We start from the raw sequence: 18,887 nt of genomic DNA, 5'->3' as shown, positions 1-18,887 counted from the left end.
AGCTAAAAATCACCAATCAGCGCTGCTATCAGCCCCGTCCAACCACATTGATGAGAAGCACCCAGTCCGCGTCCGGTGTCGCCGTCGAAATATTCATAGAAAAGAATATGATCGCGGAAATTAGGGTCGTGTTGCATCTTCGGACAGTCTCCAAAAACTACGCGCTCTCCTTTTTCATTTTTGATAAACAGCTTGATCAGCCGCTGCTTGAGATCCTGTGCAATTTCCTTGAGGGTATGCATATTACCGCTGCCCGTCGGATGCTCAAACTTATAGGAATCGCCGTAGTATTCGTGAAATTTTAGCAGCGACTCTATGATCAGGTAGTTAATCGGAAACCATACAGGCCCACGCCAATTTGAGTTGCCGCCAAACATAGACGAGTCCGACTCGCCGGGCAGGTATTCTACCGTGTAGGCTCTGTCTTTGAAATAATACACATACGGATTCTTTTTGTGATATTTGGAAAGTGAGCGGATGCCGTATTCAGAGAGGAACTCCTCGGGATCTAACATGCGACGCAGGATACACTTGAGGCGGTGAATACGCAACAGCGAGAGCATCCGGCTTTCGCCGCGCCCCAGTTCATACCAGCGCGAAATCAAACTTGCCGCAGCAGGTTTATTGCGCAAGATCCACTCTAAGCGTCGCCTGAAATCGGGGAGTTTGTCAATCAGTTCGGGGGTGAGTACCTCTACTGCCATGATCGGCATGATACCGACAATGGAGCGTACCTTGAGACGATGGCTTCTGTGGTTGGCAGGGTGCAGTACATCGTAGTAGAACTCGTCCTCATCGTCCCAAAGGTCAATGTGTTCTGTGCCCATATTGAACATAGCAGAGGCAATAGCCAAAAAGTGTTCAAAAAATTTGGATGCCATTTCCTGATAGTAGGGCTTGATTTGTGCCAGTTCCAGCGCAATCCGAAGCATGTTGAGGCTGTACATCGCCATCCAACTGGTAGCATCTGCCTGCTCCAGATAGCCGCCCGTAGGCAGGGTAGTGCTGCTGCGATCAAACACTCCGATATTATCCAGGCCAAGGAATCCGCCCTCGAACAGGTTGTTACCCTCCCGGTCTTTTTGATTGATCCACCATGTAAAATTCATGAGCAGTTTCTGGAAAACAACTGCCAGAAAGTCTATATCTCCGATGCCGTTGTTGGCTTGTTTTTCTATTGTGTAAACCTTCCATGCCCCCCATGCATGTACAGGGGGGTTTACATCGCTGAAATGCCATTCGTAGGCGGGAATTTGCCCGTTAGGGTGCATGTAGTATTCGCGCAACATCAGCACGAGCTGTCGTTTGGCAAATGCAGGATCTATTTTGGCTATAGGCACGCAGTGGAAGGCAAGATCCCAAGCCGCATACCATGGGTACTCCCACTTATCAGGCATGGAAATCAGGTTAGAGTTGTACAGGTGTTTCCACTTGTGGTTGCGCCCCAACTTGCGCTCTTTGGACAGATTATCGCCGTGAATAGGATCTCCGTTTAGCCACTGTTCTACGTTGTAGTAATAATACTGCTTATTCCACATCATGCCCGCAAAAGCCTGCCGCTGCACATTGAGTAGGTCTGTATTGTGTGCAATACCTTTTTGTATCTCTTCGTAGAACTGATCGGCTTCTCGCTTGCGCAGTTCGAAGATAGCATTAAAATCTTGAAAAGGATCTTGATTTGTGTTCAGATTGTTGAGCCGCAGACGAATGGTATGCGCTTTACCTGCCGGAACAACAGTAGAATAATGGAGAGAAGCCTTAGTGCCTTTTTGTTCGGGGTTTTTAAACCGTTTATCGCCGGTGATGATGTAATCGTTGATAGCATCTTTGGGAAAGGGCCTATCGGGCTTAACGGCATCTGCCAGATGGCGCAGCCGACGGTGGTTGGTCTCATTTTCACAAAACAATAACTCAGGATTGCCTTCGTAATGTAGGCGCATTTCACCCAGATTCTTGTGCTGGATATGTAAAAGTCTGGCCTCCGGATCGGCAAAAAGGGTTGGCTTATATTTCCACTCCCAAGTTTCGTAGCCCCAAGCCCAAGTATTGCGAAACCAGATCGTAGGCAGAAAGTGCAGAATAGCATCCGCATCACCCCGATTGATTGCTGTTATCCTGATCAGAATATCCTCAGGATCGGCTTTGGCATACTCGATGTAAATATCGAAGTAAGCATTGTTTTCAAATATGCCCGTATCAATAATCTCATACTCTACTTCTTTGCGGCTGCGGCGCTTGTTTTCTTCTACGAGTTGCTCGTAAGGAAACCTGCTTTGCGGGTACTTGTAGAGCATTTTCATGTAGGAGTGCGTAGGCGTTGAGTCGAGGTAATAATAAAGTTCTTTGACATCTTCGCCATGATTGCCTTCGCCGTTGCCAAGTCCGAAAAGTCGTTCTTTGATAATTGTATCTTTGCCGTTCCAGAAAGCATTGGCAAAACAAATAGTCTGTTTGGTATCTGAGATGCCTCCGATACCGTCCTCGCCCCAGCGATAGGCCTTGCTACGAGCCATGTCGTGGGTGATGTAGCCCCACGCATAACCGTGCTGGCTGTAGTCCTCGCGCACTGTTCCCCACTGTCTTTCAGAAAGATACGGCCCCCAGCGTTTCCAGCCTGTGTTGTTGTGTGTGGCTTTGAGGCGAATAAATTCAGGATTGATAGCAGTCATTGTTGAAAGAATAGTTGATACAAATATAGCACGCCACAATGCCAATTGGCAAAAGTTGTGTGCATTTAGGAGTCGAGTCTATCGGCCGTTAGCACAACTTGCCTCGCACAGGCAGCCAACCGATCGGGGGCAATTGCTGCGCCCGGTTATGGAGCATCGGGTATGGTTATCTGCCTGCACAGGATCTTGTACCGGTATGTAAACCGAATCCATAGCGAGAAAATGGATGTTTTTTTCGCGTCAGTGCAAGATGCGCGAAGGCATTGTCGCGCAGATTCCGGCGCGGGAGCGGCTCTTCGCAGAACCGGATCTGAAAAACTGCCATTTGCCGCAAAGCCGGAAGGGCAGCAGTCGCATGCCAGCCCTGATTAGCATTATGCATCTGTTAATGGCATGGGGGCATAACAAGAAAGTTACAGAAGAAATGCGCGGCGAATGTGCGGAGTAAACTGTTTTCTCGGCTCGACAGGTCGCAGCATTTGCGACGGCGCTATGCGATCAGTCAAATAGCATCAGTGATTTCTGAGGGTCAGATCCTGAATAAATGTCAGCGCTAATTTTTTTGCTTCTTCCAGAGAACCTACAACGGGAGTCATCAGTCCGGTTTGCTTATTGACATCTCCGTACATCACATCTACGGAAATCTTGCTAAACAGACTTTCTGTAGAATCAATGACTATTTCTGCCAATAACCCATTCTTTACTACTGTAGGAAACCATTCCTTTTGTAACCAGTCGTTTGTTTCCACTGGAACGATCTCCAAATAGCGATAATCTGTTATCATTACTTTCACCTGATGCTCCTTGATATAGTCCAGAGGAAAGAACAGCGCCTGCATAGCCTCCTGATCATCTAATAGCCAAAGCCCTTTCCAATAGCCAAAAATAGTATGTGGAACCTCGTCGCTAATGTCGTACAATTCTGCATAGGCATTTTCAAAAATCTTCTTCATCTGTTGTTGGTTGGGTTGTAATAACATAACGAAAAGTCGGAACAAAATTACATCAGACTTACTTTATTAGTTGTGGAATATTTTGTCGTGCCGACGCAAGTTTTTAGCTTTGCAATATGTGGAAGTCTTTTTTGGATAAACTCAACGCAGACAATATCAGTCTTGATTTGCGCAGCAACTCGCCTATAGCTTTAGCCTTGAACGCCTTACTGGCAGTTTTAGCGGGTTTTATGGTGATTATCCTCTTCTTTTATGTTTATCTACCACTAACCACGAACCACGGGGAAAGCATCACCGTACCCGATTTGGAAGGCATGACGTTGCAGGAGGCAGAACGTTTTCTGGAGGAGAGAGAACTGCGTTACATCGTTACCGACTCCAGCTACAACCCTAAAATGCCTCCTTTGGCAATCTTATCACAAGATCCGATCAAGAACTCTAAGGTCAAAGTTAATAGGCGCATTCACTTGGTAGTCAATGCGACGCGCCCGCCAATGGAACAACTGCCCAATATCATTGATAATTCGGTTAAGCAGGCAGATCAGATTTTGGAAAGCTACGGATTCAAACGCGGAGAAATCCGCTACGTATCCGACATTGCGTCCAATGCTGTTCTTAAGGTGTTTTACAATGGCAAAGAAATCACAAGAAAGCAAATGGACGAAGGTTTCTTACTGCCCAAAGGCTCTAAAATAGATCTCGAAGTAGGCGATGGTTTAGGCAATACGCAATTCGACCTTCCCAATCTGGTAGGTAAACCATTGGCAGAGGTGCAGTTTCTGCTGCGCGGCATGGGGCTGGATGCCGGTAATATCATCTACGAACCCGGCAGCGGGCGCGAGTTAGGCATCGTAATCAGGCAAAAGCCCGCCTATGAGCCGGGTAAACGGGTAAAAACCGGCGAGGTGATAGACCTGTGGGTTACAGGCAACGAGCCAACAGAGTTTGATCATTAATTATTACCTTGCTTATTGCGTCCACATCTACGCCAACTATTGTTTCCTTCGGTATGCAATTCATTTCTAAAGCAATTTTGCAGGTAGTGCTTCTTTGCCTGTTCGCATCACAGCTACATGCTCAGTTGCAACTAATTCCCATATCTCCGCAACAAAACCGCCTCATCAATCCGGCATTTGGCAGAATAGAAGAAAACGGTGAGGATACGACGCGTTTGTCTTTGCCCTTTTTCGAGGATTTCTCTACTAACAACAAGCCGTGGATACACAAAGGCAGACCCGATGAGCCGGATACCTCCCGATGGGTGCGCAATGGAGGGACTTTTGTCAATAATACTATTGCTGTTAATCCGCCTTCTTTCAATGTAGCCACATTCGATGGGATAGGGGCAAACGGTCGCCCTTATGATTTTACCAACATATTTGCCGTCGGGATGACCGACAAGTTGGAGTCTAAGCGAATTGATCTGGACACGCTGCGCCCGCAGGACAACCTATTTCTGAGTTTTTTCTGGCAGGCAGAAGGTTTAGGCGAACAGCCCGACGAGGAAGATTATCTGGCATTGGAATTTCTAGATCGGAATAACAACTGGGTACGGCGCTGGCAACAAAATGGCGGCGCACCGGGAACTGCCTTCCGCTATGTCATCTTGCCAATCAACACTACAAATTTCCTTCACAAAAATTTTCGTTTTCGCTTTATCCGATTTGGCAGGCAGGCAGGTGCATTCGATACATGGCATGTGGACTATATCTACCTGAATAAAAATAGAAATGCAACAGACAACTCTCTGCTCGATATTGCAGCCAACGGCATTCAGGGCAGATTTCTAAAACGCTACAGCGCTATGCCTATGCGACAGTTTATTCAGAATCCGCAGGCAGAAATTGCTGATTCCGTTTTCCTTTCAGTAAGCAATCTGGATCGCAGATTCAACGTATTTGCATACGACGCAATTCTGCAAGAACAACTGACCGGCAGAGAATTGGGACTACTGGCAGATACAACCGCTATTATCGGGGAGTTTCGTCGTGATTTGCGCGTGGGTGCGGTCAATAGGGGCGTGGGTACGCGTCCGCCGATTGTCTTGCCGCTGAACCAGCCTAAACTGCACTTAGAAACTAAGTTCAGGCTCAATACCGGCGAGCGCGACGACCTTGTGCCTCCCATCAATTTCCGCAATAATGATACGCTCAGCAGCCTGACAATATTGGACAATTACTATGCTTACGACGATGGTAGCGCAGAGTTTGCAATCTCTTTTAATCAGCGCTTTGGCAAACTTGCCTATCGCTACAAACTGAACACGCAGGCAGTGCTTTCGCATATAGATTTGTACTTTGTTCCGATCCTACGCGATTTGGAAGGAGAAACCTATAACCTGCGCGTTTGGAAACAGTTAGATGAGCAGGGAGGAGTGCGCGACTCTGTGCTGCTGGTACAAAATACCTTTGTTAGCTATTCCGACAGCCTGAACAAGTTTATCCGAATTCCACTTTCGCGCAAAATTCTGTTGCAAGATTCGTTTTTTATTGGAGTTGAACAACTGAGCAATCGTCCGCTGACACTGGGTTTTGACCGCAACACCAATTCCGGCGACGAGATCTGGGTCAATGTAGCCAATCGTTGGGAGCGCAATACGCGCTTGCAAGGCAGTATCATGTTGCGTCCTGTCTTTGCAGAAGACATCATTACCGGGCTGCCCCCCGAACAGTTGAATGCGTTCAATCCGGTAGTATATCCCAACCCGAGCAATGGTACTTTTTCCATTCGCGGCACTGTTCGCCAACTGACAGTTTGCGATTTGCAAGGGCGCATTATTTTCCAAAAAACTTTTGAGCAAGGTCAGACCGCCGAAAATTTATCGTTGGAGGGCTACCCAAGCGGAGTTTACCTGCTTCATCTTGTAAATGAGCAACATACAAAAATCTTAAAATTGAGCTTTCAAAGGCAGTAATTTTTGGGAAAAATGCAAGGAATTGAGGCGAAAAATAATTTTTTTCTTTGCCCATGCTTGCAGCCCTTCCTGAACGTGTCAAGGGTTTTCGGCATTTTTTTTTTTAGTTTTTTTAATTCACTTTTGTTTTCCGAGTCGCTCAAGACAGAGGGATCGGCAGGCATCTTCGGTGCTATCAGCCGATCTAGATTTTTGTACCCGTTCAAGGGTTTCTTAACATAACTGAACGATACGTTTAACACCATGCTGCTTGCCATCAGGCAAGAGAAGTGTATTTCTTTCGCATCGGAAAATGTTGTCTGATAGTAGCAATTACAAAAACGAACAAGTGATGATTGACCTGAAAAAGCCGTCTGTTTTAGTAACAAAGCCTGCTACCGAAAACTATAAGCAGCAAGATCATAAGACCGTATGGCAGCAATGCCTCGCACTGATCATTCCTGCTGTTGGCGAACAGGCATTTCAGACCTGGTTTCAGCCGATTGTCCCTCTCCAACTGACAGATCACGTACTTGTCATACAAGTGCCTAATCATTTCTTCTACGAGTGGCTGGAGGAACATTACGTACACATCTTGAAACGTGCCATCGTGCGGGTGTTGGGCTTACAAGGGAAATTGGAGTACTCCATTGTAGTAGATCAGAACAATGGCGCGCAGCCCTACACGCTCAATATTCCGCAGCATATCCAACCGCAACCACTACAACAGCGCCAGCCACAGCCACCTATTGCCGTAGGTAACAGCAAGGGATTGATTGATTCTAATCTGAACCCACGCTACACATTTGCCAACTTTATAGAAGGCGAATGTAACCGACTGGCGCGGGCAGCAGGTCTGTCTGTGGCCAGCAAACCCGGATTTACTTCCTTCAATCCCTTTCTGGTGTACTCCAGTTTTGGACTTGGCAAAACTCACCTCATTCAAGCAATAGGCAACGAGATTCAGCGATTACATCCGCGCCATCAGGTGATTTACACGACCTCTGAAAGTTTTATTACACAATTCGTTGATGCTGTACGCGTAGGCGAAGTTCGAGGCTTTGTAGGACAGTTCCAAAGAGCAGATACCCTTATTATTGACGATGTACAGTTCTTTTCAGGTAAAGACAAAAGCCAAGAACAGTTTTTTCACATCTTCAATCACCTGCACCAAAACGGCAAGCAGATTATTATGTCCAGCGATTGTGCGCCCAAAGACATGAAAGGGCTGATGGATCGGCTGTTGTCGCGTTTCAAATGGGGTGCAACTATTGACATACAAACACCTGATTATCAGACACGTATTGCTATTGTGCAAACTAAACTCAACACACAGGGTATTCAGGTAGAAGAAAACGTAGTTGATTACTTAGCTCAGCACGTAACCGACAACGTGCGAATGCTTGAAAGCGTAGTTACTACACTCGCCTTGCATTACACGCTCGGTAAAGCAGAAATAAACCTTGAACTAGCCAAGAAAGTAGTAGCCAAACTTTGCAACACAGAGGAGTCCGTAGAAAAGCGTTTTACCGTTGCACAGATTCAGCAGATGGTTGCAGAGCATTACTACTTGAAAGTCAGCGATTTATACTCTTCCTCGCGCAAGCCTGATTTGGCTGTTCCACGCCAGATTGCCATGTACCTCTGTGCGCAGTTCAGTGAGTCGTCTAATAAAGTTATTGCCGCCCAATTTGGCGGCAAGGATCAAAGTTCGATTTCTCATGCCTGTAGAGCCGTGCAACGCAAGATGCAGGCAGACGAGTCCTATAGAAAATTAATAGGGGCTTTGAAAGCTAAGTTGAAAAACTTGCGCTGATTCGGTTATGCAAATATTAATTGTGGGTCCAGCGCATCCACTTCGCGGAGGCATTGCAGCCCTCAACGAGCGATTGGCAACGGCCTTACAGCAAGAGGGGCATCAGGTTGATATTTTAAGTTTTTCCTACCAATACCCCGACTTTCTGTTTCCCGGTACCTCGCAGTACAGTACCGATGCTGCCCCGCCACACTTGCATATCCATACCCGCCTGCACTCGCTCAATCCGCTCAACTGGTGGTTGAACGGACGGCGTTATGCCTCGCAGGGCTATGATCTGGCTATTTTTAGATTTTGGTTGCCGCTCATGGCTCCCTGTTTGGGTACTGTCGCCCGGATACTCCGAGGTGCAGGCATACCTGTTATAGCAATTACGGACAATGTAATTCCACACGAAAAGCGAATAGGCGACAGCATATTGACGCGCTATTTTCTCAGTGCTTGCGATGCTTTTCTGGTCATGTCGCAGGCAGTTATGCAGGACTTGCGCACATTTGAGCCGCAGAAACCTGCCGTTTATGCACCACACCCGCTCTACGACTCATACGGTGAGACCGTTGACAAACAACTCGCCCGCCAACGGCTCGGTTTGCAACCCAACAAGCACTATGTGCTTTTTTTTGGTCTGATACGTGCCTATAAAGGATTAGATCTGCTACTGGAGGCACTGGCAGATAAGCGCCTCGCCGCGCTCGATGTGCACCTGCTCATTGCGGGCGAACCTTACGAGGAGTTGTCAAAATACCTTCAACTGATAGATGAGTTGCAAATTTCCGAGCGCATTACTGCCAGTTGGCAGTTCGTGCCGCAGGATCGGGTGGCAGATTGGTTCTGTGCTGCCGATCTGATTGCACAGCCTTACCGAACAGCGACTCAAAGCGGTGTTACGCAGATAGCCTATCACTTCGAACGTCCGATTCTGGTTACAGATGTGGGGGGGCTATCGGAAATTGTACCGCATGGCAAAGTGGGGTACAGCGTAGCAGTCAGCGCGGCAGCTATTGCCGACGCACTGGCCGATTTCTACACCAATAACCGCGAGGAAACCTTCACAGCAGCAGTTAGGGAGGAGAAAAAGAAATACGACTGGCGCTATTTTACCGATCGCTTGCTGAGTCTATTGCCTCCTTAGCAGTTCAATCATTGCATCTATTGTGAGTTTTTGCTGTTCGCCTGTACCTAAATTTTTGACCGTAAGTAACCCTGATTGAATTTCTTCCGAACCGATAATGACAATGTGTGCAATTTTTTTCCTGTCCGCATATTCTATTTGCTTCTTCAACTTGGCAGGTTCAGGATAAATTTCCGCATGGATGCCTGCGCTGCGCACTTGCTGCAACAACGGCATTGCAAAAAATTGAGCAGCCTTATCAAAACAAGCAAACAGGACTTGCACACCTTGGCTCTTATTGTCGGGGAACAGCTGTAGTTCTTCCATTACGTCGTAGATGCGTTCAGCGCCAAACGAAATACCAACGCCCGACATACCCGGCATACCAAAGCTCCCAGTTAGGTTGTCATAGCGGCCGCCGCCGCCGATGCTGCCTATCTGTACGCCAAGTGCTTGCACCTCGAAAATGCAGCCCGTGTAGTAGTTCAAGCCCCTTGCAAGTGCAACATCTACTTTCAGTTCATTTTGCAGCGGGGTTTGCTTCAGAAAGTCTAAGACTTCCTGTACTTCTGCAATTCCGGTTTTGCCTGTTGCGCTGCCTTGCATGAAATCTCCTAAGGCTTCGAAGGGTAGCGTCAGATAGTGCATAATTTGTTCGATGCCCTGTCGGGAAATTTCGCGCATTTCCAGCTCTTTTTGTACACCTGCTGCACCAATCTTATCCAATTTATCAATTGCCACAGTAATATCTGTCAGTTTGTCTGCCTGTCCGATGACTTCTGCAAGCCCCTGCAAAATTTTGCGATTGTTAATTTTGATACATACGGGCAGTCGCAGCGCTGTAAATACCTGATCGTAAATCAGCATCAACTCTGCTTCATAAACTAATGATACTGAGCCTATTACATCAGCATCGCACTGATAGAACTCTCGATAACGACCTTTTTGCGGGCGATCGGCACGCCAAACCGGTTGAATTTGGTAGCGCTTGAAAGGAAATACAATTTCGTTGCGGTGCATCACCACGTAGCGGGCAAAGGGAATGGTCAGATCATAACGAAGTCCTTTCTCGCTGATCGCTGGCGTTACCTTCTTATAGTCTGCCTCCTGCCTATCCATATCTTTCAGGAAATCGCCTGAGTTGAGTATTTTGAACAACAGTTGATCGCCTTCTTCTCCATATTTACCTGTCAGCGTGCTCAGATTCTCCATAGCAGGAGTTTCGATAGGTGCAAAACCGAAACGGCTGAAAGCATACCTAATAGTATCGAAAATATAGTTTCTTTTCAGAACAACCTCAGGGGTAAAATCTCGCGTACCTTTAGGAATGCTTAGTTTTTGGCTCATAATCACAATAATTGGTTAGGCGTTTGATGAAAAATCCTGACAGGTAAGAGCCTGTCAGGATTGGTCTTGTCAGAACCTATATCAGGTTATTTATTGAGAAAGATGCGTTTCGAGGTGAACTTAGCTTAAAACTTGTCATCCCAGACAGCGCTGCCGAAATCGTCATCAAACTCTTCGTCGTCGAAGTCTTCTTCGAGGTCAAAGTCTTCGTCGTAGAAATCATCTTCTAGATCGTCTTCTTCAAAGTCTTCGTCGTCATAATCATCCTCGAAGTCATCATCAAAATCATTATCAAAGTCTTCGTCTTCCAGTTCGTCATCATCATCATCGGCAGCACGTTTAGCGGCAACTATTTCATGCAGACCGTTGAGAGATGCCGCATCAAACAGCCCTGCAAAGTGCGGCTGATCAATCAATAAAAGGTTGATACCTTCAAGTGTTGAGGCAGCCGATAAGGTAGCAACATCACACGAGGCTTCCATTACTTCAGCAGGTGCCATTTTGGTGTCCAATCCCTTGAATTCCATTGTGTTATAACGTTGAATGGTTGTAGAGTTGTTTCAGATAATTGCAGTTGTACTAATTTACGAGCGGTCAAAAGTACTAAACTTTTAACTGAAATATAAACAAACCATTTAAGGAAAATTTTATTTCAGAACGATGTCGTAGATCTGAATACGTTCCCAGCGCTGGTTGTTTTTGGCTACAAAGTCCTTGTGGATCGGATCTTCCTGGTACAAATCGTGTCCCTTAACGTCGTCGAAATACAAGATCAGCGCATAGGTATAGCTGTTATCAACAACCGAGCGAGGGGTATTGGCAGGTGTACCTATGTGCATTTTCCTGATTGATTTGATCTTTTTCAGCCCTCGCATAGCCTGCTCAAATTGCCTGATTTCTTCCTCAGTCTGTTCAGGCTTCAACCATATGTAAACTATATGTACAAAACTGCCCTTTCCCTGCGCTAACAGCGGATAGATGGTTTTTTCAGCAGCTGAGGTAAATGCAATCTGCATACCTATCAGTAGTAAAAACAAGGCAATAGCTCTGATTTTCATGTCTTAATGATTTAATTTTGTTGCCTCAACATTACAAAACTTTTTTGCACAATGAAACCACACCTTATCTCTTCAGGCATCATGGCAGCGCTTTTCAGCTTGCTTGTTTGCTATGCTGTGTTTGCGCAGTTTTCGGGCAATGTGAACTATCAAGACAGCGACTATGCCTACGATATCAATCCAATTAAGCCCAATAAGGGGACTTACCAGCTAACGATTAATACCGTTCCGCCACAGGCAGGCAATCGCCCGATCTATCAGAGCCTGATGCGCGTTACGGGGGAAGTCGCTGCTAATAAAAAGTTAGTCATTACAGTACTGCGCGCTTCCATTGAGCGAGAAAAGTGGGTTTTAAATCGCGAAAGTTTGCTGGAAGCAACTTTCGACTATGCAGCCAAAAAAGTGGTGCGCACAACAAAAGGCTCTTTTGCTCAATTTCGCACGCCCGAATACGGCGAAGTAGTAGCCGACAAAGTTACTCCCCAAACAATAGATCTCGCTAAAGCGATTGACTATGTAGTGCAGGATCTGATCGTTAACTACAATAAAATAATGGCACCACATACAGCCACCAACACTGTGTCGGGTGTAGCAAGCGGTAAAACCAAACTGACGATTGTGCCCCAAATGGCTGTTTTTCCTGTAACAATTGCTATCCAACACAAAGACACGAACTACAAAATCAATGTAGGACAGCTCAACCCCCAAAATCGTCGTCAGGATATACAAATTAAAATTGTCGAGCAAAACGAAGAGGAAGACGCAGGCAGCACTTCTACGTTGTTTACTTCTTATCTGATCATTGAGGATAAAGTTGCAGGTAAAGATGCAGATTGGATTGTTCGGATACACTATGCCGAGCGCACGAACAACTTCACATGGCAGCCGTATCCTTCGCAGTTTCTGGAATGCAAGTTTAGTGCAGCCCGAGGTGCGATGATATTCAATCCCAGTGCAAAATTATTGCCCTTTCAGTCAAACAATCCTGCTAAGATAGAGCGTTTAGAGGGTACTGATGGACAAATCACGAAAGATGAGCTATTGAAAACCGCAATCACTCATTTTGTTAAGCATTATTCCAAACTATTTGCAAAACAATGACCAAAAGAAGAAGAATTACAAAAATATTACTTCAACCAATCAATAAGTTTATCCGAAATGAGTCCAGCGGCGGCGTAATTCTATTTTTGAGTGCTTTGATTGCTATGATCTGGGCTAACTCTTCTTGGAGAGAAAGCTATCACCACTTATGGGAGATCCCGTTAGGAATTTCATTGAACGGCTTAGAGGTCAGCAAAACTTTACACCACTGGATCAACGACGGACTGATGTCTGTCTTTTTCTTCGTAGTAGGGCTTGAGTTGAAACGCGAAATTGTAGGCGGCGAACTTTCAAAACCCCAAAATGCGATCTTGCCAATTGTGGCGGGCATCGGGGGGATGCTTATTCCTGCGCTTGTATTTGTGTTCATCAATCAGGACAAAGCATCGGCAGCAGGGTGGGGGATTCCAATGGCAACAGATATTGCTTTTGCATTAGGAATTATGTCGCTGCTGGGTAATCGTGTACCGCTCGCATTGAAGGTATTCCTTACTGCACTTGCTATTGCAGATGATTTGGGCGCCGTCTTGGTTATCGCATTTTTCTACACCTCAAAAATTGACTTTGTTAGCCTCACAACAGGTATAGGTTTTCTTGCTTTGCTTATCTTAGCCAATGTGATGGGGGTGCGCAAAACACTTATCTACGGCATTCTGGGCATCGGCGGACTGTGGGTGGCTTTTCTGCTTTCGGGCGTACATGCAACTATTGCAGGTGTACTTGCCGCACTTACTATTCCTGCCTCGGTCAAAGTTGACGAAGAGGATTTCTTAGAAGATATGGAGGAGTTGCTAGAAAAGTTTCGCGCAGCCGATCCTAATAATAATACCCTGATTACCCCAGAACAGCTCAATATCCTCGATGCCATGAAAAGTACCTGTAAAGCCGCTGAAACACCCTTGCAGAAATTAGAACATGGGATGCACGGACTGGTTGCCTACTTGGTGATGCCAATATTTGCACTTGCAAATGCGGGGATAGAGTTGGGCGCAAATCTGGCAGATGAGTTATTTGCACCGCTAACGATTGCGGTAGCGCTGGGACTTTTTGTCGGTAAGTTTGCAGGCATCATGCTTTTTAGTGGCGCACTGATCAAATCAGGATTGGCTGCGCTGCCTCAAAACACCAACTGGCAACAAATGGCAGGTGCTGCTTTCCTAGCCGGTATCGGATTTACAATGTCTTTGTTTATTACCGAACTTGCCTACACCAATATAGAGTTTATCAACAAAGCCAAATTAGGGATCTTGTGCGCATCGCTGTTAAGCGGATTGATTGGCTACATGCTACTTAGAACAGCAAATAAGCCTATTGATGCCAAAGAATAATTTTGAAGGTTGTACCTTTTCCAACTTGGCTATCAACAAAAATTTCTCCGTTGTTTTTTTGTATAAAATCCTTACAAAGCATTAAGCCAAGGCCGGTGCCCTGTTCGCCGGCCGTTCCTTTGGTAGAGCGCACAGCAGGAGAGAAAAGTTGTTCCTTAACAGCCTCGTCAATTCCTGCACCTGTATCGGTAATTGCTATTTCTACGCGATTATCGGCTGTAGTTGTGGCATATATTACAATCTTGCTTTTTGGATAAGAAAATTTGATAGCATTGTTCAACAAGTTGCGCAGCACAAATCTGAGATGATTCTTGTCTGCTTTTGCATATGCCTGATGGTCTATTGCCGTAATGATGTCAATTTCCTTTTGGCGAGCAACTTCTTTATAGAATGCAACCGTTTCAGCAATTAACTCTCTAAGGTCATTGATTTCCTGATGCACAGTATCGCCATCCTTAATCTGCAAATAAGACCATTCTAATAAATTATTGAGCGTGTAGAGAATATTTTGTAGATTTTTTCTAATATCAACTGCAATTTCTGCAAATTCGGTTGGCTTGAGCAAATTAAAATCAACCAGATCTAATACGTTTTTCATAGCTCCCAATGGCGCTCGCAAGTCGTGCGCAATAATGGAAAAGAGTTTGTCTTTGGTAGCGTTCAGCGCATTGAGTTCCTTATTTTTCTGATCGAGCATCTGGTTCTTTTGCGATAACTCTTCGTTGTGGATTTGTCGCTGCCTTGCAAAGTAGAGTAGGAGACCTACAAAGGAAACACAGGCTGCGAGAATTGTGAGGGTAATATTTTGAGTAAGTTCAGCGTTAATTTTGTACTGTGCCAGCAGATCAATGCGGCTTTGCTGTTGTCCCAGTTGATACTGAAACATACTCTGTGCAATGAGCTTGCTTTTGTCTTGATTGTAAATCGTGTCTATCAGAGAAATAACCGAATCGGCATATCGCATTGATTTTTCAAAATTGCCGCTCGACGCATGAATATCCTTCAAAATCATCAGACCTTCTTTAATCAGATAGTTGATACCGTTTTCCTTAGCTATAGCCAGTCCTTTGTCAGCGTAGTATAATGCCGAGTCATAGGCTGATAATTTGTTATGCGCTTTGGCAAGTCCAAGAAGAGAGTAGGAGATACCTTCTACGTCTTTAAGCGCTTCTGTCATTAGAAGTGCCTGATGTTGGAAGTAAATAGCACGGGAGTATTTCGCAAGGTTGTAATTAGTATCGCCAAAATTATTTATTACAACTGCTTGCATGTGTATATCGCCTTGCTCAAGTGCGAGAGCATATGCCTGCTGATAATAGGATTCCGCTGTCTCAGGATCGCCGCGCCGTTGATAAATTTCACCAATATTATTAAGCGCCTTTGCTACTCTTATATCATTTCCAATCTGCTTGTAAATTTTAAGAGCGCTTCTGAAAGCCTTTTCTGCATCACCAGACTTTCCTGCCAAAAAATAAGCAACTGCCAGATTGTTGTAACAATCTGCGGCAAGGGTATCTATTTTGTATTTTTCAAATACAGATAGGACGGCAAGTAAATTGTTGATAGCAGTCGTATAATCTCCGGTAAGTCGATGATAGTTTCCAAGCTCCATCTGAAGTTCTGCTCTGGTCAGTTCGCTTAGCTTGTCGCCCAAACTCAATCCTTTGTTGATAAAATCGAAACCTTTTAAGGGATTAGAAATGGCACTGTCTTTAGCAATTTTCAGATACATACGCCCTTTAACATCTGCAGATATCTTTAATGATTCTATATCATCGGCAAATGCAAACGATGAAATGGCTATGAGCGGTAGGCAGTAAATCAAGAGATATAGTATAGATCTGTCAGTCATGAGGTGGTGTTTAATATGCCGTGCCAGTATGGTGTTTAACAAACGAATGCAAGTTGCAATTTAGTATAAATCATAGAAATCATAGAATTTTAAAATGTTATATAATAATAATTATGTTAAACAAAGTCTTAAAAAAGGCGGCTTTGCTCCGCCCCTCAATCAAAAATCGAACTTTAACAGTACCCGAAACGTGCGATTCTGCGCAGCCTCAACAGCGCTGTGCGGGCCATAGCGCTGGAAAACACCTGCACCTAAACCCAGCCAAAGAGCTTTTCCGCAGACGACTCTGAGTATGTGATTGACAACAATTCCGCCTTCAAAAAGTCCTTGCGTCGGCACTTGAAAAGATATACCTGCATGATCATCAGGTCGGCTCATCGTTCCCCAAGCCATGCTGTGTACAATGCTCGGCGAAGGTCTGGCATAGCGCCAACCGCGATAGATCGGTCCAAAATGGTGCTCGAAAAACAGCGCTGCAAACCGATCAGCGGCAAACTCGTTAATACCTACTGTCTGGAATGCATTGTTGATATAAACCAAGCGACTGTTCACCGCATCGCCACCTGCCATGAAATACATTTTCATTAAAGGAACCTGCCCGTTGACCATCCCTGCATCCAAGCGGATTTGTGTCCGTCCTAAGCTCCTTATTCTTAGCATTTGCTCGAAGCTCAAGTCAATTTTTTGATAATCAAATCCACCGCCTAACATATCCATGCCCTGCGTTAGCCGCAGTTTAAATACCGGAAACGCGTGTCTTGAGAAAACGGTGCGCCCCATCATCTGAATATTATTTTCTTTAGCAAAAAACAGCAGGTCGGCTGTGGCCTCGGCAAAGCGAAAATCTGTTTGTTCTCTTTTTGTCCCGTCGTTTGCTGTGCGTATGAATCTGTAATCATAGGTTGGCTGGACTTGCTGCAAAGTCATGGAAAAAGTTGTGATAAGATTGCGGCGCGAGGGTCGTAAGCCAAAGTCTAAGCGCAGTTCCCGCACGCTATCCATAACAATCCCCAGTACGCTTCTGACGGTACTAGTGCTTAGCGATTGTCGCTGCCAAGGACTTCCAAAAGTGATCTGTCCTGCCTCGAACAGGTCTTGTCTGTACATCAACGAAGCATAAATACCCCGATTGGCGTTCAGATCGAAACGCAGCCAACCGCCATATTTCAGCGCATTGTCTCTGGTTCCCCAGCCTGCATAAGCCCCCATTGAGGCTACTTTTGAGATAGCTGAACCTGTCTCTATGCCAAGCCCGAATCTAGCGCCTTCGAAGCGATTAATACGCAACATTTTGGAAGGAATGAGGGTGAATTTACCTACGGGAAGGGCATCTGTGCCTAATGCCAGCGCTACATTGGCAAAAGTTTCAAGCCCGGTTTTTCTAAGCACAGAATCCATGAAAGTGTAGGTATTTTGCTCTAATGCAGACAAATCAAAAGGACGCACGGACTGCCAATAGCCGGCATCTCTTTTTCCGGCATCGGCTACTGTTTCTGAAGAAAGATGATTGAATATACTGGCAGGCGCTGCCCCCTCGCCTATTTGAATGTCAGATAAATAAGCAGATCCGATACCAATTAGATTATTATTTTTACCAATGGTTTGCCCTTTAAGTGTTACCAGCGTATTCAACTGTACGGGAAACCATCTGCCATTTGCCTGCCGCTCGTACAACTGGCGGAATCGAAGGGCAACCATAGCAGTTGAATCATAGGTTTCTGCAATGAGTTGCTGCACGGCGTAGTCGGACTTACTGATGCCTAATACCCCTTTCAAACCCTCAAAACGCACACCCTTGGCAGGCTCAAAACTAATGAGATAAATGGTATCCTGATTGACTATGGTGCTGTCTTCGAGTATAAAATGGTAGCGCGCTGTGCTGTTTCGCGTTAAGGGATTGAGATAATCCTTATTAAAAAGCGTAATAAAATCGCTGTAAAATCCAAAAGGTTGCAAATCGGTCGCCAACACCGAAAATAATGGATTCTGAAAGCCCGATATGCGACTGGCAAGTATGGTTTCCTTCACTTTAGCGGGCGCTCTGAATTTACGCTCGGAGATGGCTTCGCTCATAAACAAATGCTTTTGGCTAAAAGCTGCCTTAATCTTTTCACTTTTTGTATTTGCGGTATCTTTTGCTATTGCGAGGCTATCGGTTAAGTAGCTGCTTTTCAGCGCATAATCGCTTATTGCCTGCTCGGCTGCTGCTGTTCCTGAAACAGTAATGATGAATTTGTTGTAAACTTTATGAGCATATTCAGGTATTTTATCGGGGTCATGTATGGGTTTATTGGCTACCGCCTTCTTTATGATAGGATGTGCAGGATTTTCGCCTGCATAGATGACTAACTCGGCAAGTTCTCTGGATGCTTTTTTCACCACCAGTTCGTAAAACAGTGTTTTTTCGGTGTCTATGCTTATTGTTTGGGTCTCATAGCCAACTACACTTACTCTGAGCGCCCGAACGATGCTGCCTTCGGCAAGTTTTTTACTGAAGCGACCTTCTATGTCAGAGCTTGTACCATCCACTGCCTCCCCGTCGGCGCGTAGGAAGACTATGTTGGCAAATGCAATGCGCTCGCCTGTCTCCTTGTCTCTGATGATACCGCTGATCGTCTGCGCTAAAGAGATGTGTAGTGTGCCGAAAAGTCCCCAAAAAATCAGTAACAGGCGTAGTAAAAATGTCATAACGGCTAAATTTTAATTCATAGACAAATGTACGCAGCGAAGTTGCTTTAAGTTAACAACTCCTGATTTTT

General features: G+C 45.4%; 14 protein-coding genes. 7 read left to right on the top strand and 7 right to left on the bottom strand.

Translation table 11 applies throughout. The features are described from left to right. Window positions 1-2: 2 nt before the first annotated feature. The gene (locus ACWIP2_RS02610) at window positions 3-2,669 is read right to left on the bottom strand and encodes an MGH1-like glycoside hydrolase domain-containing protein (protein ID WP_448518340.1); all 2,667 of its coding nucleotides are present in this window, start codon (window positions 2,667-2,669) and stop codon (window positions 3-5) included. Between the two features lie 226 nt (window positions 2,670-2,895). Between ACWIP2_RS02610 and ACWIP2_RS02605 the strand changes: the two genes are divergently transcribed. Further along, a complete protein-coding gene (locus ACWIP2_RS02605) occupies window positions 2,896-3,117 on the top strand; it encodes a hypothetical protein (RefSeq protein WP_448518339.1) in 222 nt (73 codons plus the stop codon). A gap of 64 nt (window positions 3,118-3,181) precedes the next feature. Here the strand turns inward: ACWIP2_RS02605 and ACWIP2_RS02600 are convergent, their stop codons facing one another. After that, window positions 3,182-3,622, bottom strand: coding sequence for a hypothetical protein (locus ACWIP2_RS02600; RefSeq protein ID WP_448518338.1), 441 nt, complete (start codon window positions 3,620-3,622; stop codon window positions 3,182-3,184). 116 nt (window positions 3,623-3,738) lie between these two features. On the opposite strand from ACWIP2_RS02600, the gene ACWIP2_RS02595 reads away from it, so the two are divergent. From ACWIP2_RS02595 to ACWIP2_RS02580, 4 genes are all read left to right on the top strand, one after another. Beyond that, window positions 3,739-4,578, top strand: a complete 840-nt coding sequence (locus tag ACWIP2_RS02595) for a PASTA domain-containing protein (protein WP_448518337.1) — start codon at window positions 3,739-3,741, stop codon at window positions 4,576-4,578. Window positions 4,579-4,631: 53 nt separating this feature from the next. After that, the gene (locus ACWIP2_RS02590) at window positions 4,632-6,536 is read left to right on the top strand and encodes a T9SS type A sorting domain-containing protein (RefSeq protein WP_448518336.1); all 1,905 of its coding nucleotides are present in this window, start codon (window positions 4,632-4,634) and stop codon (window positions 6,534-6,536) included. A 292-nt stretch (window positions 6,537-6,828) separates the two neighbouring features. Continuing rightward, window positions 6,829-8,331: a chromosomal replication initiator protein DnaA gene (gene dnaA, locus ACWIP2_RS02585; RefSeq protein ID WP_448518335.1), complete on the top strand. Its 1,503-nt coding sequence runs from the start codon at window positions 6,829-6,831 to the stop codon at window positions 8,329-8,331. 7 nt (window positions 8,332-8,338) lie between these two features. Next, window positions 8,339-9,463: a glycosyltransferase gene (locus ACWIP2_RS02580; protein ID WP_448518334.1), complete on the top strand. Its 1,125-nt coding sequence runs from the start codon at window positions 8,339-8,341 to the stop codon at window positions 9,461-9,463. Here the strand turns inward: ACWIP2_RS02580 and hisS are convergent. The 3 genes from hisS to ACWIP2_RS02565 form a co-directional block, all read right to left on the bottom strand. Continuing rightward, window positions 9,449-10,789, bottom strand: coding sequence for a histidine--tRNA ligase (gene hisS / locus ACWIP2_RS02575; RefSeq protein ID WP_448518333.1), 1,341 nt, complete (start codon window positions 10,787-10,789; stop codon window positions 9,449-9,451). The genes ACWIP2_RS02580 and hisS overlap by 15 nt on opposite strands. A gap of 125 nt (window positions 10,790-10,914) precedes the next feature. Continuing rightward, window positions 10,915-11,316, bottom strand: coding sequence for a hypothetical protein (locus ACWIP2_RS02570; RefSeq protein ID WP_448518332.1), 402 nt, complete (start codon window positions 11,314-11,316; stop codon window positions 10,915-10,917). Window positions 11,317-11,436: 120 nt separating this feature from the next. Further along, window positions 11,437-11,847 (bottom strand): Dabb family protein, encoded by a 411-nt coding sequence (locus tag ACWIP2_RS02565; RefSeq protein ID WP_448518331.1) that lies wholly within the window; start codon window positions 11,845-11,847, stop codon window positions 11,437-11,439. A gap of 51 nt (window positions 11,848-11,898) precedes the next feature. Here ACWIP2_RS02565 and ACWIP2_RS02560 point away from each other — a divergent pair, with 51 nt between their 5' ends. Both ACWIP2_RS02560 and nhaA read left to right on the top strand, forming a co-directional pair. Further along, window positions 11,899-12,948 (top strand): hypothetical protein, encoded by a 1,050-nt coding sequence (locus ACWIP2_RS02560; protein WP_448518330.1) that lies wholly within the window; start codon window positions 11,899-11,901, stop codon window positions 12,946-12,948. Further along, window positions 12,945-14,276: a Na+/H+ antiporter NhaA gene (gene nhaA, locus ACWIP2_RS02555; RefSeq protein WP_448518329.1), complete on the top strand. Its 1,332-nt coding sequence runs from the start codon at window positions 12,945-12,947 to the stop codon at window positions 14,274-14,276. The genes ACWIP2_RS02560 and nhaA overlap by 4 nt, the downstream gene beginning before the upstream one ends. Here the strand turns inward: nhaA and ACWIP2_RS02550 are convergent. Both ACWIP2_RS02550 and ACWIP2_RS02545 read right to left on the bottom strand, forming a co-directional pair. Next, window positions 14,257-16,128, bottom strand: a complete 1,872-nt coding sequence (locus tag ACWIP2_RS02550) for a tetratricopeptide repeat-containing sensor histidine kinase (RefSeq protein WP_448518328.1) — start codon at window positions 16,126-16,128, stop codon at window positions 14,257-14,259. The genes nhaA and ACWIP2_RS02550 overlap by 20 nt on opposite strands. Window positions 16,129-16,287: 159 nt before the next feature. Continuing rightward, the gene (locus ACWIP2_RS02545) at window positions 16,288-18,816 is read right to left on the bottom strand and encodes a DUF5686 family protein (protein ID WP_448518327.1); all 2,529 of its coding nucleotides are present in this window, start codon (window positions 18,814-18,816) and stop codon (window positions 16,288-16,290) included. Window positions 18,817-18,887 lie beyond the last annotated feature (71 nt).

The sequence above is a fragment of the Rhodoflexus sp. genome (genome assembly GCF_053489755.1).
Note: the sequence above shows the minus strand (reverse complement) of the source record. Positions and strands in the feature narration are given on the sequence as shown.

Coding starts and splice junctions, on each gene's coding strand:
- ACWIP2_RS02560 (WP_448518330.1), top strand. CDS start 11,899: ATGAAACCACACCTTATCTCTTCAGGCATCATGGCAGCGCTTTTCAGC.
- dnaA (WP_448518335.1), top strand. CDS start 6,829: ATGTTGTCTGATAGTAGCAATTACAAAAACGAACAAGTGATGATTGAC.
- ACWIP2_RS02580 (WP_448518334.1), top strand. CDS start 8,339: ATGCAAATATTAATTGTGGGTCCAGCGCATCCACTTCGCGGAGGCATT.
- hisS (WP_448518333.1), bottom strand. CDS start 10,789: ATGAGCCAAAAACTAAGCATTCCTAAAGGTACGCGAGATTTTACCCCT.
- ACWIP2_RS02550 (WP_448518328.1), bottom strand. CDS start 16,128: ATGACTGACAGATCTATACTATATCTCTTGATTTACTGCCTACCGCTC.
- ACWIP2_RS02545 (WP_448518327.1), bottom strand. CDS start 18,816: ATGACATTTTTACTACGCCTGTTACTGATTTTTTGGGGACTTTTCGGC.
- ACWIP2_RS02600 (WP_448518338.1), bottom strand. CDS start 3,622: ATGAAGAAGATTTTTGAAAATGCCTATGCAGAATTGTACGACATTAGC.
- ACWIP2_RS02610 (WP_448518340.1), bottom strand. CDS start 2,669: ATGACTGCTATCAATCCTGAATTTATTCGCCTCAAAGCCACACACAAC.
- nhaA (WP_448518329.1), top strand. CDS start 12,945: ATGACCAAAAGAAGAAGAATTACAAAAATATTACTTCAACCAATCAAT.
- ACWIP2_RS02590 (WP_448518336.1), top strand. CDS start 4,632: ATGCAATTCATTTCTAAAGCAATTTTGCAGGTAGTGCTTCTTTGCCTG.
- ACWIP2_RS02595 (WP_448518337.1), top strand. CDS start 3,739: ATGTGGAAGTCTTTTTTGGATAAACTCAACGCAGACAATATCAGTCTT.
- ACWIP2_RS02570 (WP_448518332.1), bottom strand. CDS start 11,316: ATGGAATTCAAGGGATTGGACACCAAAATGGCACCTGCTGAAGTAATG.
- ACWIP2_RS02605 (WP_448518339.1), top strand. CDS start 2,896: ATGTTTTTTTCGCGTCAGTGCAAGATGCGCGAAGGCATTGTCGCGCAG.
- ACWIP2_RS02565 (WP_448518331.1), bottom strand. CDS start 11,847: ATGAAAATCAGAGCTATTGCCTTGTTTTTACTACTGATAGGTATGCAG.